This window comes from Streptomyces angustmyceticus (assembly GCF_040701845.1).
Lineage (GTDB): Bacteria > Actinomycetota > Actinomycetes > Streptomycetales > Streptomycetaceae > Streptomyces > Streptomyces angustmyceticus_A.
The window spans coordinates 297,583-319,703 of record NZ_JBFBHQ010000007.1 but is presented as its reverse complement, the minus strand read 5'-3'; the positions used below and the strand labels follow the sequence as shown (position 1 = coordinate 319,703).

Sequence of the window (22,121 nt, the reverse complement as noted above, 5' to 3'; positions counted from 1 at the left end):
TGGGGGTGCGCGGCGTCCGCCGTCCGGGGGTGCGCGGCATCCGCCGCCCGGGGGTGCGCGGCGCCGGCCGCCCGGGGGTGCGCGGCGCCGGGCGTCCCTGCCGGGTGCGGCTGCTCGGCGGTGCCCGGGAGCGGGGAAGAGGCCTCCCCCGTCGTCCCGGGCGCGCCCGTCGGCGGAGCGGGGGGCGGGGACGGGTAGCCGGTGGCCGGCATTGCGGTCTGCGGGGCGGGCGGGGTGCCGTACGGGGGCAGCGGCGCGGCGGGTGGGGGGAAGGCGGTGCCGTGCGCGGGGGTCGCCACCGGGCGCTGTACGGGCGGGGCGGGTGCCCATGGGCCGGGGCCGCCGTACGGAGGGGTGCCGTAGGGGTCCTCGGCGTGCAACGGCTGCTGCCGCCGCGGCGCCGGGCCCGGGGTGCCGGAGGCGGGCGCGGCCGCCGCCGTGGTCGCGGCCGCCTCGTCCGGCGCCTCGCCCCGTGCGCCGGGCAGCGCCTCTTCGCGCGCGCCGGGCAGCGCCTCGTCCGGCGCGGCACCGGCCACCCGGCCGAGCGTCATGGTCGACGGGGCGGGGCGCGCCGTGGTCGTCGCGGTGCCCGGGGCCCCGGCGTCCGCCTGGTGCGTCGCGTCAGCGGACGGCGCACCGTGCGGCACCGCCCGCTCGCGGCCCGCGGCCGCCGCCCCGGCCGCCGCATCGCGCGACGCCTGCAACTCCCCGTCCGCGGCGCCCGCTTCGGCCGTCGCGGCGCCGGCGGACGTCGCGGGGCTCACGGCCGTCGCGGGGCTCGCGGGCGACTCGGGGGGCAGCTCCGGCCCCGCGCCGTGGCGCGGCTCCGGCGGACGGACGATCCAGTCCTCCGACTCCTGCGCGGCGACGGCGGCGGAGGCGCCGGCCGGTGTGCCGTCGGCGGGCGGCGCCGCCTGCGGGCCGGACTCGGCGGACGGTTCCGTGCGCGGGGTGCCTCCCGGGCGGCTCCACCACTTCAGCTTCGGCCCGGCGGCCTTACCGTCGTCCATGCTCTCCCCAGAATTCGCCCGCGGCCGTGCGCGGGCCACCACCTCGCGGCACGCGCCCGGTCAGGGGTGCGCCGCCCCACAGGGATTCAACCAGTTCCGCGTGGGGCTGCGCAGGGGACGGTCAGCGGTGGGCGGAGGTTGAGCCAGGGGCGGAAGGGAGCGCGGCGGCCGCGGAACCGGTCAGCGGACGCTTGGGTTCCAGGGGCGGCAGGGCGGGCGGGTTCTTCCGCGCCGGGGTGTTTCCGGTCGCGGTGGCCAGGGGTGCGAGGTAGCGCGCCATGGCCGGGCTGCTCACGGCTATCAGCGGTGACAGGCCGAAGCGTCCGGCCTGGGCGGACGCCGCCTGCGGGGAGGGGGGCGCCGTGGTGGGGCCGTAGAGGGTCATGGCACTGGGGGCCGGGGCCATGGTCGGACCGCCGAGGGGCTGCCAGGCGCCGGCCCGGGAATTCTTGGCGGGAAACTCCTCACCGCGCGGCAGGGAACCGCCTCCGGTCGCCGGGCTGACGTTGAGGGGGGTGACGGCCGTGCCGCCGCCGTCGACGCGTCCACCGGGGAGATCCACGGCCGCCTCCAGCGGGAGGGCGCCGCCCAGCGCGAACGCCGCGAGGGAGACCGCACCGGCCGCCGCGAACGCGAACCGCCGCCGCTGCGCGGGCCGGTCGCTCTCCTGCACACGGAAGCCGCGCCCGCGGGGCTGCGAGGGAATGGCCGCCATCGCATGGCCGGGGTGGCCGTCGGCGGGGACATAGCGGAACGCGCCGCCGCCGTGGGCGAATTCACCGCGTCCGAAGCTGCCGTTGCCGAGCCGGCTGCCGGGACCGCCGGGATCGCCGCCGGGCAGCTGCTGCAGCCGCGCCAGCAGCCCCTCGGAGGGGCCGGGGGGTGCCGTCTGGGCGAACACGCTCTTCAGCCGGCGCTGGGCGTCGGCTTCTGCTTTGCACCGTCCGCATGTCGCAAGATGCGCGAGCACCCGCTCGCGTGCGTCATGCCCCAACTCGCCGTCGACCAGGGCCGCGAGGCGGTCGCCGAGATGCTGCTCGGCGGGGGACGGACCGCCACTGCCGCTCACGCGATTCCGACCTCCCCCGTGGGCACCACGGCCAGCGACCGCCGCTGCGCACGTTCTTCGGCGCGGGTGGCCGGGGCGCGGTGCTTGAGGGCCTTGCGCAGATGGGAACGGCCGCGGTGGATCCGGCTGCGGACCGTGCCGAGCTTGACACCGAGCGTCGCGGCGATCTCCTCGTACGACAGGCCCTCGATGTCGCACAGCACGACGGCCGCACGGAACTCGGGCGCAAGGGTGTCCAGCGCCTGCTGGACATCGGCGTCGAAGTGGGTGTCGTTGAAGTGCTGCTGCGGGGAGGGCTCGCGGCTGGGGAGCCGCTCGGCGGCGTCGTCACCGAGCGCGTCGAAGCGGATGCGCTGACGGCGGCGGACCATGTCCAGGAAGAGGTTGGTGGTGATCCGGTGCAGCCAGCCCTCGAAGGTGCCGGGGGTGTACGTCGACAGCGAGCGGAAGACGCGGACGAACACCTCCTGGGTGAGGTCCTCGGCGTCGTGCTGATTGCCGGTGAGGCGGTAGGCGAGGCGGTAGACCCGTGCGCTGTGGGTGCTGACGATCTCCTCCCAGCTGGGCGGAGTCCACGCCTGCGCATCCGCGTCTGCGGCAAAGGTCGCGGTGGTTGCGGAGTCGGCGACGGGGGCCCCTCCCCTGCCCTTCGGGCCATGGGGGCGGGAACGGTCAGCAGTGTTTGTCACGGATTTCGGCTCGGCGAACGACCTTTTCAAGCGCCTCAGCACCCCTCGGTCACCCGTCGCAGCCGCACCTCCCCTGGTGGCTCTGGTGGTGTCCAGTAGAGCCCCTACCATATCCACCTCGCCCGTTAGCTCCGGATAAGCAGTTTTGACCTGCATTTGGTCCTGCTTCTGGTCTTGCCTGGCATCTCGCGCGGTCTTCACCGGTGCGTCCCCCCGTCTTCCCCCTGCCCCTCTTTAACGCCCGGTCCCATCTGCGGGTTCCCGGACGCAGCGGATACAGTCACGGTTGCGTCAACTACGGGGACAGGAGAGGGCTATTACCGGCAACCGGCAGACGAGCTTGGCATTCGCCGAGGCGTACGGCGCCGGGACCATCGACGACAGCGCCGAGGCCGCCCTGCGGTGGTCCCGTGACTGCGCGCACGAAGCCGGCATCCGCACGGTGACGGCCGGCACCGGTGCGGCCCTCGGTCTGCTCGCCGCCGCCGCGGACGCCAAGGCCGTCGCCGAGATCGGCACCGGCACGGGCGTGTCGGGCATCTACCTCCTGCACGGCATGCGGCCCGACGGGGTGCTGACCACCGTGGACCTCGAACCCGAGCGGCAGACGTTCGCCAAGCAGGCGTTCCGTGCGGCCGGCTTCGCCGGGAACCGCGCCCGCTTCATCCCCGGCCGCGCCCTGGACGTCCTGCCCCGCCTCGCGGACGGCGGCTACGACCTCGTGTTCTGCGACGGCGACCTCATGGAGTGCCTGGAGTACCTCGCTGAATCGTTGCGTCTGCTGCGCCCCGGCGGCCTGGTCTGCTTCGAGGGCGTCTTCGCCGACGGCCGTACGGTCGACTCGTCGCTGCAGCCCGCCGAGGTGCTGCGGCTGCGGGAACTGCTGCGGACCATCCGGGAGAGCACCACGCTGGTACCGGCCCTGCTGCCGGTCGGCGACGGACTGCTCTGCGCGGTCAAGCGCGGCTGACCTGTCCCCGCCCCGGCCCGGAACGTGAGACGGCCCCGGCACGTGGCGCGCCCGTAGTGCGCGCCACGTGCCGGGGCCGGGGTATCTCGGCTGGGGATACCGGGGTCAGCCCCGGGAAACCGCCGGTTGCGCCGCCCTTGTCAGACGGTGACCTTGTCCAGGGCCTCACCCAGCGCCTTGGCTTCGTCGGGGGTCAGCTCGACGACGAGCCGCCCGCCGCCTTCGAGCGGAACGCGCATGACGATGCCCCGCCCCTCCTTGGTCACCTCGAGCGGGCCGTCGCCCGTCCGCGGCTTCATGGCCGCCATGCTCGTTCCCCTTCCTGAAACCAGCTCATCTCAGCCGACGGCCCGAATAGGCACGTGTCACCGGCATCGAACACATTGCTTCCAGGCCATTATCCCGCATCGAACGACCCGATGACCAACATCGGACAGCATCCCTTCGGCAACGCGCTCCACCAAACCCCCTCAATTCGGTGAGGCGGCTGCAATACTTCTCCGCCCGCCGACCTCCGACGCGCCCGTAATCTTTGATGTACGTCACATGCCGAGGCCCGATGATCTCCGGCATCCTGAGCGCTGACTGCCGCTGCCGCGCAGTCCGAGCCGCGACGGAGGGGACTCCCACTATGGCCGACACCGTGCTCTATGACGTGACCGACGGACTCGCGACGATCACGCTCAACCGCCCGGACGCGATGAACGCGCTGAACATCGAGGCGAAGGTCCTGCTGCGGGACACCCTGAAGGAGGCCGCCGCCGACCCCGCCGTACGCGCCGTTCTCCTGACCGCCACCGGGCGCGCCTTCTGCGTCGGGCAGGACCTCAAGGAGCACATCGGCCTGCTGGCCGAGGACCGGGCCACCGGGTCCGGCGGCACGATGAACACCGTGCGGGAGCACTACAACCCCATCGTCACGGCGCTGACCGAGATGCCCAAGCCCGTGGTCGCGGGCGTCAACGGGGTGGCCGCGGGCGCCGGCGCCGGCTTCGCGCTGGCCGCCGACTACCGGGTGGTCGCCGACTCCGCGTCCTTCAACACCTCGTTCGCGGGCGTGGCGCTGACCGCCGACTCCGGGGTGTCCTGGACGCTGCCCCGGTTGATCGGCCAGGGCCGGGCCGCCGATCTGCTGCTCTTCCCGCGCAACATCAGCGCCCAGGAGGCGTACGACCTGGGCATCGCGAACAAGGTGGTACCCGCCGACGAGCTGGCCGCGGAGGCCGCGGCCGTCGCCCGCCGGCTGGCCCAGGGCCCGACCGCCGCGTACGCGGCGATCAAGGAGTCGCTGGCCTACGGGGCGGGGCATTCGCTCGCCGAGACCCTCGGCAAGGAGGACGAGTTGCAGGGCCGGGCCGGGGCGTCGGAGGACCACCACATCGCGGTCGAGGCGTTCGTGAAGAAGGAGAAGCCGGTCTTCCTGGGCCGCTGACCTGCCCGGCCCCGACCGGCCGCCGGCCCCGCCGCATCCGGTCCGGGCCAGCCTCCCGGCCCGGCTCGGCCGGCCGCTCCGGACCACGGCCCGTCCGGGTCGGCCGCGCGGATCCCGGGGCGGCGGCCCGCCGCCGCTCAGCCCGCAGCCGCCTCCACCGCCTGACGGACATGGCAGTCCGCCAGGTGGTCGTTGACCAGGCCGCAGGCCTGCATCATCGCGTAGGCGGTGGTCGGGCCGACGAAGCGGAAGCCGCGCTTCTTGAGGTCCTTGGCGAGCGCCGTCGACTCCGGGGTCACCGGCTGCAGGTCGTGCACGGTCCGGGGCACCGGGCGGCCGGCCCGGTCGGGGGCGTAGGACCAGATCAGGGCGTCGAGCTCGCCCGGGGCCAGTTCCGCGGCGAGCCTGGCGTTGTTGAGCGTCGCGGCGATCTTGAGGCGGTTGCGGATGATGCCCGTATCGGCGAGCAGCCGCTCGGCGTCCGCGTCCGTGAACCGCGCCACCTCGGCGATCCGGAAGCCGGCGAACGCGGCGCGGAAGCCGGGCCGGCGCCGCAGGATCGTGATCCAGGAGAGCCCGGACTGGAACGCCTCCAGGCTCATCCGCTCGAAGAGGGCGTCGTCGCCGTGGACCGGCCGGCCCCATTCGGTGTCGTGGTAGGCGCGGTAGTCGGCCATCTGCGCCGACTCCATCCCCCACGGGCAGCGCGGGATGCCGTCCGGTTCCGTCACCACGCCGCTCATGCCGGGTCCCCGCCTTCGGGAGTGCGGCCGGGAGCCTCGGAGGTCCCGGGGGACTCCTGGGTGCCGGGCCCGTCCTCGGGCCGTGCTTCCTCCACCGGCCCGAGCACGGGCGGGCCGTCCTGTATCAGCCCCGGACCGCCCATGGCGGAGGCGTGCGCACCGGCGAGCGCCGCCTCCAGTTCGGCGATCCGGGCGTCCCGCTCGGCCAGCTCGGCGCCGAGGCGGTCCAGGGCGTCGTCGACCTCGTTCATCCGGTAACCACGGACGGTCACCGGGAACCGGACGGTTTCCACATCGGCGCGGGCCACCGGGCGGTCCTGTGGCAGCGGGTCGTACAGCCGGTCCGGCTCGGCGTCCCGCAGCCCACCGCCGTCACCGCCGCCGACGACCACGAGGGTGACGGCGGCCACCACCACGACCATCGCGATCAGCAAGAACCAGAACACAACCAACTCCCCGGACTATGTGCCTGCACTGATCGTGCCATGCGGGTGTGACAGTTAGGGTCGCTCCCGGACCATGGAGAGGGAGAGCGGGAATGCTGCGGCTGGGGAATCGCGAGTTCGGGGCGCACGAGCCGGTGATCATGGCGATCGTCAACAGGACGCCGGACTCGTTCTACGACCAGGGCGCCACGTTCCGTGACGAGCCCGCGCTGGCCCGCGTGGAACAGGCGGTGGCCGACGGTGCCGCGATCATCGACATCGGCGGGGTGAAGGCCGGGCCCGGCGAAGAGGTGAGCGCCGAGGAGGAGGCCCGCCGCACGGTCGGGTTCGTGGCCGAGGTCCGCAAGCGCTTCCCCGATGTGGTGATCAGCGTCGACACCTGGCGCCACGAGGTCGGCGAGGCGGTGTGCGAGGCGGGCGCGGACCTGCTCAACGACGCCTGGGGCGGGGCCGATCCGCGGCTCGCCGAGGTCGCGGCGCGCCACGGCGCGGGCCTGGTGTGCACCCACGCGGGCGGCGCCGAACCGCGGACCCGCCCGCACCGGGTGACCTACGACGACGTGGTGGCGGACGTCCTGCGGGTGACGCTCGGCCTGGCGGAGCGGGCCGTGGAGCTGGGCGTCCGGCGCGACGCGATCATGATCGATCCGGGGCACGACTTCGGGAAGAGCACCCGGCACAGCCTGGAGGCGACCCGCCGGCTGGACGAGATGGCGCGGGCCGTGCCCCGGGATCTCGGCTTCGCCGGGGCCGGGGACACCCCGTTGCCGGTGCTGGTCTCGCTGTCCAACAAGGACTTCGTCGGCGAGACCCTCGACCGGCCGGTCAAGGAGCGGCTGCTGGGCACCCTCGCGACCACCGCCGTCTCGGCCTGGCTGGGCGCCCGGGTCTACCGCGTCCACGAGGTCGCCGAGACCCGGCAGGTGCTGGACATGGTGGCCTCGATCGCCGGCCACCGGCCCCCGGCGGTCGCCCGCCGGGGACTGGCCTGAGGAGGCCGGCCCTCAGATCCCGACCTCCTTGGTCACCAGCGTGATCGCCTCGTCCACGTCGTCGCTGAGGTGGAAGAGCTCCAGGTCGTGCATCGAGGCCTTGCCCTCGGCGACGAGGGTGTCGCGCAGCCAGTCGACCAGTCCGCTCCAGTAGGACGTGCCGAAGAGCACGATCGGGAAGCGGGTGACCTTGCGGGTCTGGACGAGGGTGAGGGCCTCGAAGAGCTCGTCGAGGGTGCCGAGCCCGCCGGGGAGCACCACGAATCCGCGGGCGTACTTCACAAAACACGTCTTGCGGACGAAGAAGTAGCGGAAGTCGACGCCGAGGTTCACGTACTCGTTCATGCCCTGCTCGAAGGGCAGCTCGATGCCCAGCCCGACGGAGGTGCCGCCGGCCTCGTTGGCGCCCTTGTTGGCGGCCTCCATGGCGCCGGGGCCGCCGCCGGTGATCACCGCGAACCCGGCGTCGACCAGGGCCCGGCCGATCCGTACGCCGGCGTCGTACTCCTTGGAGTCACGCGGGGTACGGGCCGAGCCGAAGACGCTGACGGCCGGGCCGAGCTCGGCCAGCGCGCCGAAGCCCTCGACGAACTCCGACTGGATGCGCATCACGCGCCAGGGGTCGGTGTGCACCCACTCGGAGGGGCCTTCGGAGTCCAGCAGGCGCTGGTCCGTGGTGCCGGTCCGCACCTGGTCCTGGCGGCGCAGTACGGGACCCAGCCGCTGCTCCTCGGGGACCGGTGCTCCCTCGGGACTGGCCATGTCGTGCTCCCTCCGCTGGCAGATCGTTTGCCGTTTCAGCGTAGATCCGCGGACGTGAAGCGCAGGGGAATTCGGTGCGGAGGCGTGCGGTCCGCCCGGCGGGGCCGGGGGCGCCGGGCCCTCAGGCGGTCAGCCAGGCGCGCAGCCGCTCCTCGCAGTGGAGGATGCGGTCGACCTCGACCCGTTCGTCCTTCTTGTGGGCGAGCAGCGAGTAGCCCGGGCCGTAGTTGACGGCCGGGACGCCCAGGGCGCTGAAGCGCGAGACGTCGGTCCAGCCGAACTTGGGCATCGCGCTGCCGCCGACGGCCTCCATGAAGGCCTTGGCCGCCGGGTGGGACAGCCCAGGCAGCGCGCCCGGGGAGTGGTCGTCGACGACGAACTCGTCCACGGGGCAGTCCGCGAAGACCTCGCGGACGTGGGCCAGCGCCTCGTCGGGCGTCCGGTCCGGCGCGTAGCGGAAGTTCACGGTGACCGTGCAGGCGTCGGGGATGACGTTGTTGGCGACGCCGCCCTCGATGCGGACGGCGTTGAGGCCCTCGCGGTATTCCAGGCCGTCGATGACCGGGCGGCGCGGCTCGTAGGCGGCGAGCTTCGCCAGGATCGGGGCGGCGGCGTGGATCGCGTTGGCGCCCATCCAGCTGCGGGCGGAGTGGGCGCGCTCGCCGGTGGTGCGCAGCAGGACCCGCAGGGTGCCCTGGCAGCCGCCCTCCACCTGGCCGTCGGAGGGCTCCAGGAGGACGGCGAAGTCACCGGCGAGCCAGTCGGGGTGGGCGTCGGCGACGTGGCCGAGTCCGTTGAGGTGCGCCGCGACCTCTTCCTGGTCGTAGAAGACGAAGGTCAGGTCGCGGTTGGGCGCCGGGACCGTGGCGGCCATCCGCAGCTGGACGGCGACACCGGACTTCATGTCGCAGGTGCCGCAGCCCCACAGGACGCCGTTCTCGTCCAGCCGGGAGGGGACGTTGCCGGCGATCGGCACCGTGTCGAGGTGCCCGGCGAGCACCACCCGCTCGTCGCGGCCCAGGTCGGTACGGGCCACGACGTTGTTGCCGTGCCGGTCGACGGTCAGGTGCGGCAGGGCGCGCAGCGCCTGCTCGACGGCGTCGGCGAGGTCCTTCTCGTCGCCGCTCTCGGAGGGGAAGTCGACGAGCTGCGCGGTGAGCGCGGCGGCGTCGAGCGACAGGTCGAGGGCGGGGTGGTCTGTGCGGCGCTCCATGGATCCGACCCTATCGGCAGCACTCCAGTACGGTGGGCCCGTGTCCGTCCCGTCCTCGGTTCCCGTCCGCCGCAGCCGCCTGTGGCGCATCTCCGCTGCCGTCTGCGTACTGATCGGCCTGGCCGTCTACCTCCTCGTGCAGTACATCACCGCGGGCCCGGGGGCGCCGCGGTGCACGGTGCGCGGCGAGGGCGACGCCAAGGCCTACGAGCTCTCCCCCGAGCAGGCCGCGAACGCCGCGACGATCTCGGCCGTGGGGTCCTCGCGCGGGCTGCCGGAGCGGGCCGTGACCATCGCGCTGGCGACCGCGATGCAGGAGTCGGGGCTGCGCAACATCGACTTCGGCGACCGGGATTCGGTCGGGCTCTTCCAGCAGCGGCCCTCGCAGGACTGGGGCACCGTGCAGAAGATCATGGATCCGGTCTACTCGGCCGGGGAGTTCTACCGGCATCTGGAGAACGTGCCCGGCTACTCCCGGCTGCCGCTGACCGTCGCCGCGCAGCGGGTGCAGCACAGCGGCTATCCGCAGGCCTACGCCAAGCACGAGGCGAACGCCGCGCAGTTGACCGGGGCGCTCACGGGCCGCGACCGGGGCGCCATGACCTGCACCGAGAGCCGCCCGGTGGACAGCACGGCGGGCGGCGCCGCGAAGGTGCGGGAGAAGCTGCAGCGGGAGTTCGGTCCGCGGGTGCTGCCGCGGGCGGGCGTCGCCGGCGGCCGCAGCGCGGGCGACGGGCGCGGCGTGACGATACCGGTGCGGGCGGCCGCTTCGATGGCCGCGGGCGATGCCCAGCGGCGCGGCTGGGAACTGGCGACGTGGGCGATGGCGCACTCCGCCGAGCTGCACATCGAACAGATCTCTTACGCCGGCCGGACGTGGACCGCCGCCGATTCGGGGAAGGGCTGGCAGAAGCGGCCCGCCGCTTCCGCGGCCGCCGCAGGCGACGTTCGTATCATCACCGAGCAATAGTGTGCCCGGTCCCCCGAAAGGGGGTACCGGCGCCAACTTGCCCGCAGCGCAAGGGGAGTTGGCCGGGCACATTCGGGGACGGCATCAATTCCCTTGTGCGCAAAGGGCTGTGACGTTTCCGCGACCCCTCGGACCGTGCGCATATCGCCCTTCTTTATCCAGGCCCGATTATGTGACGCGTTACCAACTCTTTACCGGAGTTCACCGCAACCTTCGGGGTTCTGACGCGGTAGTCAATGCGTCCGCCAGGCGGACATGGCACATCTGTCAGAAGTACGAGTCCTTCTCCGTAAAAGGAGCACCATGTCCCTCCCCGTTACGCGTCGGATCGCCCGAGCCGCCCTGCTCGTTGCAGCGGGTGCCGCTCCCGTGGTCGCTGCGGCCGGCTCCGCGAGCGCCGCGGAACTGCCCGCCAAGACACTCGGCGGGCTGACGGCGCCCCTGGACTCCCAGAACACCAGCCGGACCCTCGACCACACCGCGCGCCACGGCGTCGGCCTGGTCAACGCGGCCGGCAGCAAGGCGGCGACGAAGCTCGCCCCGGCGCTGGTGGAGACCGCCGGTCCGGTCGTGAAGAAGGCCATGCCGCTCACCCAGGGCGCCACCGACAAGGCCGAGACCGTGGTCCGCCCGCTCGCCAAGAACGGCATCTCGACCAACTCGCTGCCGCTGGACGTGGCCAAGGGCCTGGTCGGCTCGCCCCAGGGCCTGCTGGCGCCGGCGCAGGGCCTGCTCGGCGGTCTGCCGCTCGGCGGCCGCTGACCGGAGCGCGGCCCGTACGACGCGAAGGGGCCCGGGGAGTTCGTACTCCCCGGGCCCCTTCGCGTGGTCGGACGCGGCTCACTCCGCCAGTCGGCGGACCGCCGCGGCCACCCGCTCGTCGGTGGCGGTGAAGGCGATCCGTACGAACCGCTCCCCCGCGGTGCCGTAGAAGTCGCCGGGGGCCACGAGGATGCCGCGCTTCGCGAGGTCGCCGACGGTGTCCCAGCAGGGCTCGTCGCGGGTCGCCCAGAGGTAGAGCGCTGCCTCGCTGTGCTCGATGCGGAAGCCCGCGGCCTCGAAGGCGCCGCGCAGCGCGGCGCGGCGGCGGGCGTAGCGCTCGCGCTGCTCGGCGACGTGGGCGGTGTCGCCCAGTGCCGCGACGGTGGCGGCCTGCACGGGCGCCGCGATCATCATCCCGCCGTGCTTGCGGATCTGCAGCAGGTCGCCGAGGACCGCGGCGTCGCCGACGAGGAAGGCGGAGCGGTAGCCGGCGAGGTTGGAGCGCTTGGACAGGGAGTGGACGGCGACGAGGCCCTCGTGGGAGCCGCCGCAGACGTCCGGGTGCAGCACGGAGACCGGGTCGGCGTCCCAGCCGAGCTCCAGGTAGCACTCGTCGCTGACGACCAGCACGTCGTGCTCGCGCGCCCAGGAGACGGCGCGGCGCAGCTCGTCGGCGCCGAGCACCCGGCCGGTCGGGTTGGACGGCGAGTTCAGCCAGAGCAGCTTCAGGCCGCTGGGGTCCAGCTCCCAGGGCTCGTCGTAGACGACCGGCTCGGCACCGGCCAGGCGGGCGCCGACCTCGTACGTCGGGTAGGCCAGGCGGGGGTAGGCGACCTTGTCCCCGGCGCCCAGGCCCAGCTGGGTCGGCAGCCAGGCCACCAGTTCCTTGGAGCCGACGACGGGCAGCACGTTGGTGTGCCGCAGACCGCGGGCGCCGAGACGGTCGGCGGCCCAGCCGGTGAGCGCGTCGCGCAGCGCAGGGGTGCCCCACACCGTCGGGTAGCCGGGGCTGTCGGCCGCGTCGGTCAGCGCCTGCCGGACCAGTGCGGGGACCGGGTCGACCGGGGTGCCGACGGACAGGTCGACGATGCCGTCGGCGTGTGCGGCGGCGGTGGCCTTGTACGGCTCCAGCCGGTCCCAGGGGAAGTCCGGGAGACGGTCGCGGAGCGACGCGCGGGGGGAGACGGGCTGGGAGGACGGTGCTGCGCCCACGGTGCTCTCTTTCTCGGTGGTGCCGGGCGCCGGCGCGGAAATGCGCCGGTCCCGTACGGCGAGCTGGCCGTACGGGACCGGGCGGCGCCGTGCGACCTCCCCCAGCTCGCGCTGGGAGTGCCCCCGACGTCATCGGAGGCGAGAGGGAGCGTGCGGGCTGCTCCCTCCTGGGCCTCGCGTCGTTACTGGTTCTGCGGCGGCAGCGCCGCGATGAAGGGGTGGTCGCGCTCGATCAGGCCGAGCTTGCTGGCGCCACCGGGCGAGCCGAGCTCGTCGAAGAACTCCACATTCGCCTTGTAGTAGTCCTTCCACTCCTCCGGGGTGTCGTCCTCGTAGAAGATCGCCTCGACCGGGCAGACCGGCTCACAGGCACCACAGTCGACGCATTCGTCCGGGTGGATGTACAAGGACCGGGAGCCCTCGTAGATGCAGTCGACCGGGCACTCCTCGATGCACGCCTTGTCCTTGACGTCGACACAAGGCTGCGCGATGACGTAGGTCACGCTGTCGTTCCTCCTCGGTAGGGCCGGCGGACCGATTGGCAGTACCGCCGCTGGGCGCGCGGGAGCGCGGCGTCGTCGATGCCCGCCATCTAGTATCTCCGTTCCCGGGCGCGAGACGAACAAGAGGGGCGGTTTGAGCGATGGAATTCCTGGCCGGCGGCCGTGCGGAAGTCCGCATCACCCGTGCTGACGTGGGCAAAAGGGTATCCGTCCGTCGCTTGACCGGGGACGGAGAGGGGCAGCCGGCGTTCAGCGACGCGGTCGGGGTTCTCACATCCTGGGATGGTGGTGTGCTGAGCATCACACGACGCGACGGTGCCTGCGTCAGGATCGAGGAGTCCGCGCTCGTGGCGGGGAAGGTCGTCCCCGACCGGCCGGCCCGCAGGAGGGGGCCGTCGGCCACCGCCCGGGAGCTCCAGCACGTCGCCGCCCGCGGCTGGCCGGCCGTCGAGACGGAGTCTCTCGGGGAGTGGACGCTGCGGGCCTCGGGGGGATTCACCCGCCGCGCCAACTCCGTACTGCCGCTCGGCGACCCCGGCGTCCCCCTGGACACCGCGCTGGAGCGGATCGGCCACTGGTACGAGGCGCGCGGGCTGCCGGCGGTGATCGCGGTCGCCACCGGGCGGGCCGACGCCGACGAGGAGCTGGCCGCGGCGCTGGCGGAGCGCGGCTGGGCCGATGAGCGGCACACCCGGGTCCGGATCGCGGGACTGGCGCCACTGGCCGACACTCCCGCCGGACGTGCCGGGGATGCCGCCACCCGCGTGACGCTGTCCCGGGATCCGGACGCGGACTGGCTGGCGCTGTACAACCGGACCGGCGGGGGCGACCCGGGCGGCGGGGCCGCGCAGAACGCCCTGAAGGTGCTGACCGGCGGGCCCTCGGTGTGGTTCGCGACGGCGCACGACACGGACGGCGGCACGGCGGCGATCGGGCGGCTGGTCGTCGACGGGCGCTGGGCGGGCTTCGCCGCGGTCGAGGTCGCGCCGCACGCCCGGCGCCGCAAGCTGGCCACGCAGGTCATGGCGGCACTCGCCGAGCGGGCCCTGTCGGAGGGCGCCTCGGCCGCGTATCTGCAGGTCGAGGCGGACAACGCGGGCGCCCTCGCGTTCTACGACCGGCTCGGCTTCACCGACCACCACGGCTACCACTACCGGCGTGCCCTGCCGGGCGGCGGCCGGCACTGAATCGGGGGTCCCGCAGCCATGCCCCGCGAACCCGAGCCCGAGCCGCAGCCGGAGGACGCCCGCGCCGCGCGGCGGCAGCAGTTCGCCGATGCCGCCCGCGCCGAGCGGCCCGACCTGGCACTGCTGTGCCTGCTGATCGGCGCCGAGGCCGATCCCGCGCTGGACGAGGCGGGCTGTGACGCGGCCCAGATCGAGCTGGACCGGCTGGCCGGGATGCTCCCGTACTCCCCATCCGGCGGCCCCGGCGCCTGGGCCCGCAACCTCGCCGAGCTGCTCGGCACCCGGTGCGGCTTCGGCGGCTCCCCCGGCGACTACCGGCGGCTGGAGTCCTCGCTGCTGCACGAGGTGCTGCGGCGGCGCCGCGGCCTGCCGATCCTGCTGTCGGTGGTGTGGATGGAGGTGGCGCGGCGGGCCGGCGCACCGGTCTACGGGGTGGCCCTGCCCGGTCACTTCGTCGTCGGCTTCGGCGATCCGGCCGGCGCGCACGTCCTGGCCGATCCGTTCGCCGGCGGGCGGCTGCTCAGCGAGGAGGACGCGGGGATGCTGGTCGCGGGCGCGACCGGGGAGCCGCTCAGCGCGCGGATGATGACGCCCGCCGACCCGCTGGAGATCGTGCTGCGGATGCTCAACAACATCCGGGCCTGGGCGCAGGCCCGCCCGGAGCACAGCGCGGTGCAGCTGTGGGCGCTGGAGCTGTCGCTGCTGCTGCCCAGCCATCCGGCGCGGCTGCGCCACGAACGGGCCCAACTGCTCGTCCAGCGGGGCGAGTTCCTCGCCGGCGCGGCCGAGCTGGAGGAGTACGCCCGGGTGGTGGAGGCCGTCGAGCCGGCCGGGGCGAGCGCGATACGGCGTCAGGCCGCCGCGGCGCGCGCCATGCTCAACTGAGCGGCTGCCGGGCTGCGGCGGACGACCAGCACGGTCGCGTCGTCCTTGAGCTCGCCGTGGGTGAAGCTCTCCAGGTCGGCGCGGAGGGTGCGGGTCAGCTCGGGGGGTTCCAGGTCCGTCCACCCGGCGAGCCGTTCGGCCAGCGGGTAGAACTCGCCGTCCTTGCCGCGCGCCTCGGTCACGCCGTCCGTGCACAGCACCAGCCAGTCGTCGGGCTCGGGGTGGACCCGGACGCTGTGGCGGGGCTCGCCGCTGAGCATGCCCAGCCCCAGGGGCAGTCCACCCTCGCCGTCCTTGCGCTCGTAGACCTTGCCGTCGCGCACCAGGTAGTAGGGGATGTGGCCGCAGGACAGCACCCGGCCCTGCGGCAGGCCGACCGGGTCGCGCACCTCCATCAGCAGCGCGGTGACGAAGCGCTCGTCGGCGCCCTGCTGGACCGAACGGGCGTTGTAGCGGGCGAGTGCCTGTTCCATGCGCTCGGCCACCGACTCCAGCGAGTCCAGGTGCTGTGCGGCCTCCCGGAACGACGCCAGCACCTCCAGGCCCGCCCCGATCGCCGGCATGCCCTTGCCCTGCACATCGCCGATCATCAGCCGCAGCCCGTGCGGGGTCTCGATGGCCTCGTAGATGTCGCCGCCGACCCGGGCCCCCTCCTGGGCCGAGACGTAGAAGCCGTACGCCTCGACCGCGCCCGCGCTGAGCGGCAGCTCGCGCAGCATCGCCCGCTGCACCGTGTCGGCGACCATGCGGGTGCGGGCGTGCAGCGCCTCGCGCTGCAGGCGGGTGCGGCACAGCATCAGGGAGAAGACGGCCACCAGGACCACGCCGAAGATCCCGACGACCCGGCTGGCCGGGGCCCAGTCGGGCACCGTGTAGAGGTCGACGTAGGTCAGGCAGGCGACGAAGACCGCTGACACCAGGACCGTCACCCGGAACGAACAGCGCAGCGCGGCGTACAGCGGGGCGATGCCCAAGAAGGCCGAGATGTGCAGCTCGGGGCTGGTCGTGGCGTCCAGGAGCGCGACGACGACGATCGCGAGGATCAGCAGCGCGGGAGCGAGGGGGTTGCTCTCCGTCTGGCGGTCGGCAGGCATAACACTTCAAGGGTGCGCGACACCGCGCGGCGGCGCACAGGGACCGAGGTCCCCCGGGGCCGCGGTGCGGGGCCCGGCCCGGACCGCCCTACAGCCAGCCCTTGTCGCGGGCCGTGCGGACCGCCTCGGCGCGGTTGCGGGCGCCGGTCTTCTGGATGGCGGTGGAGAGGTAGTTGCGGACCGTGCCCTGGGACAGGTGCAGGGCCTCGGCGATCTCGGCGTTGGTGGAGCCGTCGGCGGCCGTCCGCAGCACCTCCCGTTCGCGCTCGGTCAGCGGGCTGGCGCCGTCGGCGAGCGCGGCCGCCGCCAGCACCGGGTCGATGACGCGCTCGCCGCGCAGGACGCGCCGCACCGCCTCGGCGAGCCGGGCCGCCGGGGCGTCCTTGACCAGGAAGGCATCCGCGCCGCACTCCATCGCGCGGCGCAGGTAGCCGGGGCGGCCGAAGGTGGTGAGGATGACGACCTTCACGCCGGGCAGCTCGTCGCGCAGCGCGGCCGCGGCGTCCAGTCCGCTGAGGCCGGGCATCTCGATGTCCAGGAGTGCGACGTCCACGGCGTGCGCGCGGGCCGCCGGGAGCACCTCGTCGCCGCGCGCCGCCTGCGCCACGACCTCCAGGTCGTCCTCCAGCGACAGCAGCGCGGCCAGCGCCTCCCGGACCATCGACTGGTCCTCGGCCAGCAGCACTCTGATCATGCCGGTCAGCTTAAGCCGTACGGGGCAGGCGGGGACCGGGCCGCGGGCCGGCCGGCCGGATCGCGCCCCTACGCGGGGTCGTTGACGGCCCCGGGGGCCCTCTCCGGTGCGGCCGGGAAGCCCGTCGGGGCCGCGCCCAGTGGGACGTGGGCGCGCAGGGCGAAGCCGTGGCCGCGCGGGGCGGGGCCGGTCTCCAGGCGGCCTCCGGCCAGGGCGAGGCGTTCGCGCAGGCCGCTGAGGCCGTTGCCGTCGTGCTGGGCGCGGGGCGGGCCCGACCCGTCGTCGAGCACCGTCAGGCACAGGTAGCGGCGCTCGTCGGCCTCCCACTCCTCGGTGAGCAGCAGCTCGCAGTGGCGGGCGCCGCTGTGCCGGACGACGTTGGTGACGGCCTCCCGCAGCGCCCAGGCCAGCGCGCCCTCCTCGTCGGCGGCGAGCCCGCGGTGCTCGCCGCCCTCCAGGGCGGGGTCGGCGCTGGTCCGTATGCCTGCCGTGCGCAGGGCGGCCCGCGCCCCGGCGAGTTCGACGGCGAGCCGGGGTCTGCGGTAGCCGGTGACCGCCTCGCGCACATCGACCAGCGCCTGTCTGCTGACCTGCTCGATGTCGGCGACCTGCTGGGCGGCGTCGGCCGGGCGGTCGGGCAGCATCCGGCCGGCCAGCTCGCTCTTGAGCGTGATCAGGGAGAGGGAGTGGCCGAGGAGGTCGTGCAGATCGCGGGCGAGGCGCAGCCGCTCGTCGTTGGCGGCGAGGCGGGCGACCTCCTGGCGGGCGGCGCGCAGCTCCGTGGTCGTGTGGATCAGGTGCTGCACCCCGACCATCATGAAGCCGCTGCCCAGCGCGGGCAGGCCGTAGGCGAAGAGGTAGTAGCTGCGGATCTCCGGATAGCGCGCCCCGACGACCAGCAGCACCGCGGTCACCAGCGGGATGGTCCAGCGGGACTGCCGCCAGGGCAGCACCACGGCCGAGCCCACGCTGGTGAAGATGAACAGCACCAGCCAGGAGTAGTCCAGCGTCCAGGACAGGACGGTGGACAGCGCCAGCATCAGGGCCAGGGCGCCGTACATCAACCGGCCGTTGGTCTTCCGCCACATGTGGCGGAAGACCAGGACGAAGTAGGAGAGCACGAAGAGCGCGAGCCCCAGGCCGCCCCAGACCCGCTCGGCGGCGGAGGCGCCGACCCGCAGCAGCTGGCCCACCGGGCCGGCCAGGTACAGCAGCCAGATGGCGACCCACATCGTCTTGCCGAGCGCCTGGCGGCGGGTGCGGGGCGGCTGCCCGATCATCATGGGGCCGGCGCCCCTGGGCTCGCTCGTCATCTCCGATGCCTCACGCCTTCCGGGTGTCCTTGCGGTAGAGCCAGGCCGCGCCACCGGCGAAGACCAGCAGGTACCCGGCCAGTATGGCCATGTCCTTCACATGGGGTGCCTCCCCGGCCTCGACGGCGGTGCCCAGCGCGGTGTACGCGTGGGTCGGCAGCCACTCGGCGATGTTCTGCACCCACTGCGGCAGGATCGTCAGCGGCATCCACAGGCCGCCGAGGAACGCCAGGCCGAAGTAGACCAGCATGGAGATCGGACGGACCGCGTCCCCGGTGGCCAGATAGCCGATGGCGACGCCCAGGGCGGCGAAGACGAAGCTGCCGAGCCAGGTGCCGGCGGCGATGGCGAACCACTGCCAGGCCTCCAGCCGGACGCCCTTGACCGCCGCGGCGACGATCATGACGAGCAGGATCGACGGCAGGCTGACGGTCGCGGCCGCCGCCATCTTCGCGGCGACATAGCCGCGTCCGGGCAGGGCCGTCAGCCTCAGCTGCCGCACCCAGCCCTTCTCCCGCTCCTTGGCGATGCGCTCGCTGTTCCCCAGGAGCACGGCGGTCATGGCGCCGAACGCCGCCATGGACACCATGAAGTAGAGCGCCATGTCCAGCTTCATACCGGGGATGGGCTTGCTGTCCGCGCCGCCCGCGATGAGCAGGTACAGCGCCGGCGGGTAGATCACCGAGAAGAACATGAACTTCTTGTTGCGCAGCGCGCGGATGATCTCCAGCTTGATCAGGGTGGTCATCGGGCCGCCTCCTCGGCGGTGGCGGGGGCCGCGTCGGAGGCGGTGGTCAGGGCGATGAAGGCCTGCTCCAGGCCGAGGCCGGAGACTTCGAGGTGGTGCGGGTAGAGGCCGAGGCCGTAGAGAGCGTGGACGGTGGCGTCGGCGTCGTGGGACTGGATGCGGACCGTGCGTCCGGAGACCTCCAGGGAGGTCAGCGACGGCAGGGCGTGCAGCGCCTCGCGGTCGATGGGACCGTCCAGCTCGAAGGCGACCCGGCGGGCCCCCGCCCTGGCCTTGATCTCGGCGGCCGTGCCGTCGGCCAGCACCCGGCCGCGGTGCAGCACGATCACCCGGTCGGCGATCTCGTCGGCCTCTTCGAGGTAGTGCGTGGCGAACAGGACCGTACGGCCCTCCTGGGCCTGCCGGCGCATCGCGCCCCAGAAGGTCTGCCGGGCGGAGACGTCCATCCCGGTGGTCGGCTCGTCCAGCACGATCAGGTCGCCCGCGCCGGCCGTGGCGAGGGCGAAGCGCACCCGCTGTTCCTGGCCGCCGGAGAGCTTGTCGACCATGCGGTCGGCGATGTCGGTGATGCCGGCGGTCGCCATGATCTGGTCGAGCGGATAGCCGCGCGGGTGCAGATCGCGGGCGAGCCGGACCAGTTCCTTGACCTTCACGCCCTCCATCAGGCCGCCGCTCTGCAGCATCGCGCCGACCCTGCCCTGCTCGATGGCGCGCTGCGGCGTCGTGCCGAACAGGGTGACGCTGCCGGAGTCGGCGCCGCGCAGGCCGAGGAGCAGGTCGAGGGTCGAGGACTTGCCCGCGCCGTTCGGGCCGAGGAGGGCGACGGTCTCGCCGGGGTACAGCTCCAGATCCAGGTCGGCCACCGCGCGCACCGCGCCGTAACTCTTGCTGACCTGCCGGAAGCTGACCACGGGCGCCCGGTCCGCGCCCTGCGCGGGGGTGGCTGTGGTGGTCGCTGTGGTCGTCATGTCCCTCAGCTTCCGGGATCCGCGGCGCGCGCGGCAGTGTCGGCTGTACGCACTGTGCCATGACATCTGTCATGGGTGAGGCCCCCTGGGGGGCTTCTCGGGGTGCTCCGAGAAGACACCCTGCGGGGGCCTCTCACCTGCGGTCCTGCGCCGTGCGGCGGTCAGTTGCCGTTCGTGGCGATGGTCTGGACCCGCTCGGCCGGGGTGGTGCCGAGCAGCGCCCTGCCGACCGCGCTCGCCACCTCCTCGACGCTGACCGGGTGCTTGGAGCCGTCGCCCTTGGTCACCATGACGCCGTTGAAGGTGTCGCCGTAGAGCGCCTTGAGGGCCGGCCGGTCGTAGTACGGCACCAGACCGCCGTCGACGATCTTGAACGACAGGAACTTCGGGATGGACTTCTGCGGGCTGAAGGAGACCGTGTGCGCGGCGTCCGTGCGGACCGTCACCAGGCCGGACATCGCGGGCTCGGCGAACTGCTTCAGCGCCTTGTTCACCGCGGCCTTGCCGACCTGCGGCTGCTGGGTGCTCGCGGCCAGGACCACGGGGGCGTCGCTGCCGGTCGTGGCGCGGGTGCGGTAGGCGTCGGTGACCTTCTTCTTGGACGCCTGCACATCGATGGCCTTGTGGGGCACGCCGTAGTGGGGCACCGCCTTGCCGTTCTCGAAGGTGATCCCGCCGTCCTTGGCGGCGCTCGCGGCCCCCGCGGCGTTCTCCAGCGCGATCTGCAGCTTCTCGTCGTCGACGACCACCGCGGGCTCGGCCGGACGCGTCCCGCCGAACAGCGAGCCGATGACGGAGACCGGGTTGTAGTCCCGGCCGGCCGCCTTGCGGACCGTCGCCTGCGGGTCGATGTCCAGGCCGGCCTTGCCGGGCTCCAGGGTCGTGGCCCTGCCGTCGACGGTGAGCTTGAGCGGCGTGGCGCGGCGGCCCTTGAGCGCCGACTCCAGCTTCTTGACGGCGTCTTCCTTGGTGGTGCCGCCGATGTCCACGCCCAGCGCGGTGGTGCCGTTGGGCACGTCGGCGTGGTCGAGCAGCAGACCGGCGCCGTAGGCGACACCGGCCAGGACCACGACGGCCACGCCCAGGAGAACGAGCTTGTTGCGGCCCTTCTTGGGCGGGTTGATCGGCTCGGGGATCTTGGGCCGCGGCTTCGGCGCGGCCCGGTCGCCGTCCTCGCCTGGGGCTGCCGCGAACGGCGACGGGGAGGACGGGCCCTCGGCCCCGGGGATCTTCGGGATGCCGCTGACCAGCGTGTCGCCGGACACCCGGTCACGGCCGCCGCCCTGCGCACCGCCCTTGCCCTTCGGGCCACCGGGCACCGTGCCCTTCGGGCCGCCGGGCAGTCCGCCCGTCACCCCGCCGGCGCCGAGGCCGCTGCCCGGCCCGGCCAGCGGCGCGGGCGGCTGCGGGGTGAGCTCCGCGGTGTCGTCGATCCGGGGCGCGCTGCCGGCGCCGGGGTCGCTGAAGCCGGGCGGGAGGTTGAGCGCGGAGTTGCCGCGCGCGGGCCCGGTCGTGGGGCCGTTCGGGCCGCCCGCCGGGGCGTCGAACGGGGTGTGGTCACGGGCGGGACCGGCGGGGGCGTCGAACGGCGAGGCGCCGGACGCCGCCCCGTCGAACGGCGAGGCACCGCCGCGCGGGCCCTCCTCGTACGGCGAGGTGCCGCGCGGGCCGCTGTCGAACGGCGAGGCGCCGCCCTTGCCCTGGGGGCCGCCGCTCTGCCGGGCGCCGCCGTCGAACGGCGACGCGCCGTCCTGCGGGGCCGGGTTGTCGGAGAAGTACGGCAGGTCGGGGCGCTGCGGCGGCTTGGCACCCGACGGGGCGCGCGGCGGGGTCGCACCGCCCGGGGCGGGCGGCACGGCGTGGGAGCCGGTCGAGGACTGCCCGCCGGATCCGGCCTGCGGCTTGCGCGGGGCGAACCAGTCGCTGGTCTTCTCGCCCTGGCCGGGCCGGCCGGCCGCGGGGGCCTCGTCCGCCGGGGCGTCGGGCCGGGGGGTGTTCGCCGTGCGCTCCGCGTTCCGCTCGCTGTTGCGGGCGGGGCGGGGCGTACCGCGGGAACCGGCGGAGCCGCCCGATGCGGCCGATCCGTTCATGCCGGACTCCTCACCGACGGGCTTGCGCACGACGACCGGCGGGATGGGGCGCGACCCCGGAATGTTGATCTTGATCCGCGTCGTCAGTGTGGTCTCGGTTTTGGGCTCCTCCGGCTGGGCCGCGGCACCGGGCGCCGGCGCCTCGTCGGCATCTCCCCTGGGCGAGCCGTACGGCGGCGTCCCCGACGGGTACGCGGCTCCGCCACGGCCCTGGGGGCCGGAGGACGAACTGTCAGATTCACGACTCAAAGCAGGTTCTCCCGGTTGGCTCCGCCGCTCGTCAGAGATGATCCCCGGCCACAGGCCGGGGGGTGCCCCCAGGGCGGCGCGACGGCGCGCACCACCATACTGTCCGCCGCGGGCGGACAC

22 protein-coding genes and 1 pseudogene are annotated in these 22,121 nt (G+C 73.8%); 7 read left to right on the top strand and 16 right to left on the bottom strand.

What is annotated here, in order from left to right:
• From AB0411_RS19290 to sigE, 3 genes and pseudogenes are all read right to left on the bottom strand, one after another.
• Positions 1–1,010: pseudogene (locus tag AB0411_RS19290) on the bottom strand (hypothetical protein); the annotation flags it as partial.
• A gap of 121 nt (positions 1,011–1,131) precedes the next feature.
• Complete coding sequence (locus tag AB0411_RS19285) at positions 1,132–2,079, bottom strand: zf-HC2 domain-containing protein (protein ID WP_366418483.1); 948 nt, start codon at positions 2,077–2,079, stop codon at positions 1,132–1,134.
• On the bottom strand, positions 2,076–2,768 hold the full coding sequence (gene sigE, locus AB0411_RS19280) for an RNA polymerase sigma factor SigE (RefSeq protein WP_366418482.1): 693 nt from the start codon (positions 2,766–2,768) through the stop codon (positions 2,076–2,078). Before sigE ends, AB0411_RS19285 begins: the two co-directional genes overlap by 4 nt.
• Before the next feature lie 286 nt (positions 2,769–3,054).
• On the opposite strand from sigE, the gene AB0411_RS19275 reads away from it, so the two are divergent.
• A complete protein-coding gene (locus tag AB0411_RS19275; RefSeq protein WP_366418481.1) occupies positions 3,055–3,738 on the top strand; it encodes an O-methyltransferase in 684 nt (227 codons plus the stop codon).
• A gap of 140 nt (positions 3,739–3,878) precedes the next feature.
• Here AB0411_RS19275 and AB0411_RS19270 read toward each other — a convergent pair whose 3' ends face one another.
• Positions 3,879–4,046, bottom strand: a complete 168-nt coding sequence (locus AB0411_RS19270) for a DUF3117 domain-containing protein (RefSeq protein WP_006603288.1) — start codon at positions 4,044–4,046, stop codon at positions 3,879–3,881.
• Positions 4,047–4,369: 323 nt separating this feature from the next.
• On the opposite strand from AB0411_RS19270, the gene AB0411_RS19265 reads away from it, so the two are divergent.
• Positions 4,370–5,170: an enoyl-CoA hydratase-related protein gene (locus AB0411_RS19265; RefSeq protein ID WP_366418480.1), complete on the top strand. Its 801-nt coding sequence runs from the start codon at positions 4,370–4,372 to the stop codon at positions 5,168–5,170.
• A gap of 137 nt (positions 5,171–5,307) precedes the next feature.
• Here AB0411_RS19265 and AB0411_RS19260 read toward each other — a convergent pair whose 3' ends face one another.
• Together AB0411_RS19260 and AB0411_RS19255 are read right to left on the bottom strand one after the other, a co-directional pair.
• Positions 5,308–5,913: a DNA-3-methyladenine glycosylase I gene (locus AB0411_RS19260; protein ID WP_366418479.1), complete on the bottom strand. Its 606-nt coding sequence runs from the start codon at positions 5,911–5,913 to the stop codon at positions 5,308–5,310.
• A complete protein-coding gene (locus tag AB0411_RS19255) occupies positions 5,910–6,359 on the bottom strand; it encodes a DivIVA domain-containing protein (RefSeq protein ID WP_366418478.1) in 450 nt (149 codons plus the stop codon). Before AB0411_RS19255 ends, AB0411_RS19260 begins: the two co-directional genes overlap by 4 nt.
• 92 nt (positions 6,360–6,451) lie before the next feature.
• Between AB0411_RS19255 and folP the strand changes: the two genes are divergently transcribed.
• A complete protein-coding gene (gene folP, locus AB0411_RS19250) occupies positions 6,452–7,351 on the top strand; it encodes a dihydropteroate synthase (RefSeq protein ID WP_366418477.1) in 900 nt (299 codons plus the stop codon).
• A gap of 12 nt (positions 7,352–7,363) precedes the next feature.
• On the opposite strand, the gene AB0411_RS19245 is transcribed toward folP, so the two are convergent.
• Both AB0411_RS19245 and dapE read right to left on the bottom strand, forming a co-directional pair.
• Positions 7,364–8,113: a TIGR00730 family Rossman fold protein gene (locus AB0411_RS19245; protein ID WP_366418476.1), complete on the bottom strand. Its 750-nt coding sequence runs from the start codon at positions 8,111–8,113 to the stop codon at positions 7,364–7,366.
• Positions 8,114–8,234: 121 nt separating this feature from the next.
• On the bottom strand, positions 8,235–9,326 hold the full coding sequence (dapE, locus tag AB0411_RS19240) for a succinyl-diaminopimelate desuccinylase (protein ID WP_366418475.1): 1,092 nt from the start codon (positions 9,324–9,326) through the stop codon (positions 8,235–8,237).
• Between dapE and AB0411_RS19235 the strand changes: the two genes are divergently transcribed.
• A complete protein-coding gene (locus AB0411_RS19235) occupies positions 9,325–10,296 on the top strand; it encodes a heavy metal transporter (RefSeq protein ID WP_437042563.1) in 972 nt (323 codons plus the stop codon). The two genes, dapE and AB0411_RS19235, sit on opposite strands and share 2 nt — an antisense overlap.
• A 303-nt stretch (positions 10,297–10,599) precedes the next feature.
• Positions 10,600–11,058 carry an ATP-binding protein gene (locus AB0411_RS19230; RefSeq protein ID WP_366418473.1) on the top strand — a complete coding sequence of 153 codons (459 nt, stop codon included), beginning with the start codon at positions 10,600–10,602 and terminating at the stop codon, positions 11,056–11,058.
• Positions 11,059–11,136: 78 nt separating this feature from the next.
• On the opposite strand, the gene dapC is transcribed toward AB0411_RS19230, so the two are convergent.
• Together dapC and fdxA are read right to left on the bottom strand one after the other, a co-directional pair.
• A complete protein-coding gene (gene dapC / locus AB0411_RS19225; protein ID WP_366418472.1) occupies positions 11,137–12,270 on the bottom strand; it encodes a succinyldiaminopimelate transaminase in 1,134 nt (377 codons plus the stop codon).
• A gap of 182 nt (positions 12,271–12,452) precedes the next feature.
• A complete protein-coding gene (gene fdxA / locus AB0411_RS19220; RefSeq protein WP_018089397.1) occupies positions 12,453–12,773 on the bottom strand; it encodes a ferredoxin in 321 nt (106 codons plus the stop codon).
• Positions 12,774–12,913: 140 nt separating this feature from the next.
• On the opposite strand from fdxA, the gene AB0411_RS19215 reads away from it, so the two are divergent.
• On the top strand, positions 12,914–13,960 hold the full coding sequence (locus AB0411_RS19215) for a GNAT family N-acetyltransferase (protein WP_366418471.1): 1,047 nt from the start codon (positions 12,914–12,916) through the stop codon (positions 13,958–13,960).
• Positions 13,961–13,978: 18 nt separating this feature from the next.
• Complete coding sequence (locus AB0411_RS19210; RefSeq protein WP_366418470.1) at positions 13,979–14,845, top strand: transglutaminase-like domain-containing protein; 867 nt, start codon at positions 13,979–13,981, stop codon at positions 14,843–14,845.
• Here the strand turns inward: AB0411_RS19210 and AB0411_RS19205 are convergent.
• The 6 genes from AB0411_RS19205 to AB0411_RS19180 all read right to left on the bottom strand — a co-directional run bounded on the left by AB0411_RS19205 (position 14,812) and on the right by AB0411_RS19180 (position 22,001).
• Positions 14,812–15,939 carry a PP2C family protein-serine/threonine phosphatase gene (locus tag AB0411_RS19205; protein ID WP_366418469.1) on the bottom strand — a complete coding sequence of 376 codons (1,128 nt, stop codon included), beginning with the start codon at positions 15,937–15,939 and terminating at the stop codon, positions 14,812–14,814. The genes AB0411_RS19210 and AB0411_RS19205 overlap by 34 nt on opposite strands.
• Before the next feature lie 88 nt (positions 15,940–16,027).
• Positions 16,028–16,633 (bottom strand): response regulator transcription factor, encoded by a 606-nt coding sequence (locus AB0411_RS19200; RefSeq protein ID WP_366418468.1) that lies wholly within the window; start codon positions 16,631–16,633, stop codon positions 16,028–16,030.
• 68 nt (positions 16,634–16,701) lie between these two features.
• Positions 16,702–17,946, bottom strand: a complete 1,245-nt coding sequence (locus AB0411_RS19195; RefSeq protein ID WP_366418467.1) for a sensor histidine kinase — start codon at positions 17,944–17,946, stop codon at positions 16,702–16,704.
• A gap of 10 nt (positions 17,947–17,956) precedes the next feature.
• Positions 17,957–18,694 (bottom strand): ABC transporter permease, encoded by a 738-nt coding sequence (locus AB0411_RS19190; protein ID WP_366418466.1) that lies wholly within the window; start codon positions 18,692–18,694, stop codon positions 17,957–17,959.
• Entirely contained in the window at positions 18,691–19,662 is a 972-nt protein-coding gene (locus tag AB0411_RS19185; RefSeq protein WP_366418465.1) for an ABC transporter ATP-binding protein, read from the bottom strand. Before AB0411_RS19185 ends, AB0411_RS19190 begins: the two co-directional genes overlap by 4 nt.
• Positions 19,663–19,823: 161 nt before the next feature.
• On the bottom strand, positions 19,824–22,001 hold the full coding sequence (locus AB0411_RS19180; protein WP_366418464.1) for a hypothetical protein: 2,178 nt from the start codon (positions 21,999–22,001) through the stop codon (positions 19,824–19,826).
• Between the last annotated feature and the right edge of the window lie 120 nt (positions 22,002–22,121).

Excerpts from the sequence above, each read along its gene's own strand:
- AB0411_RS19260 (WP_366418479.1), bottom strand. The coding sequence starts at position 5,913 with ATGAGCGGCGTGGTGACGGAACCGGACGGCATCCCGCGCTGCCCGTGG.
- AB0411_RS19245 (WP_366418476.1), bottom strand. The coding sequence starts at position 8,113 with ATGGCCAGTCCCGAGGGAGCACCGGTCCCCGAGGAGCAGCGGCTGGGT.
- AB0411_RS19205 (WP_366418469.1), bottom strand. The coding sequence starts at position 15,939 with ATGCCTGCCGACCGCCAGACGGAGAGCAACCCCCTCGCTCCCGCGCTG.
- AB0411_RS19215 (WP_366418471.1), top strand. The coding sequence starts at position 12,914 with ATGGAATTCCTGGCCGGCGGCCGTGCGGAAGTCCGCATCACCCGTGCT.
- AB0411_RS19195 (WP_366418467.1), bottom strand. The coding sequence starts at position 17,946 with ATGACGAGCGAGCCCAGGGGCGCCGGCCCCATGATGATCGGGCAGCCG.
- AB0411_RS19200 (WP_366418468.1), bottom strand. The coding sequence starts at position 16,633 with ATGATCAGAGTGCTGCTGGCCGAGGACCAGTCGATGGTCCGGGAGGCG.
- AB0411_RS19210 (WP_366418470.1), top strand. The coding sequence starts at position 13,979 with ATGCCCCGCGAACCCGAGCCCGAGCCGCAGCCGGAGGACGCCCGCGCC.
- AB0411_RS19185 (WP_366418465.1), bottom strand. The coding sequence starts at position 19,662 with ATGACGACCACAGCGACCACCACAGCCACCCCCGCGCAGGGCGCGGAC.
- AB0411_RS19190 (WP_366418466.1), bottom strand. The coding sequence starts at position 18,694 with ATGACCACCCTGATCAAGCTGGAGATCATCCGCGCGCTGCGCAACAAG.
- AB0411_RS19230 (WP_366418473.1), top strand. The coding sequence starts at position 10,600 with ATGTCCCTCCCCGTTACGCGTCGGATCGCCCGAGCCGCCCTGCTCGTT.
- AB0411_RS19270 (WP_006603288.1), bottom strand. The coding sequence starts at position 4,046 with ATGGCGGCCATGAAGCCGCGGACGGGCGACGGCCCGCTCGAGGTGACC.
- folP (WP_366418477.1), top strand. The coding sequence starts at position 6,452 with ATGCTGCGGCTGGGGAATCGCGAGTTCGGGGCGCACGAGCCGGTGATC.
- dapE (WP_366418475.1), bottom strand. The coding sequence starts at position 9,326 with ATGGAGCGCCGCACAGACCACCCCGCCCTCGACCTGTCGCTCGACGCC.
- AB0411_RS19265 (WP_366418480.1), top strand. The coding sequence starts at position 4,370 with ATGGCCGACACCGTGCTCTATGACGTGACCGACGGACTCGCGACGATC.
- AB0411_RS19235 (WP_437042563.1), top strand. The coding sequence starts at position 9,325 with ATGGATCCGACCCTATCGGCAGCACTCCAGTACGGTGGGCCCGTGTCC.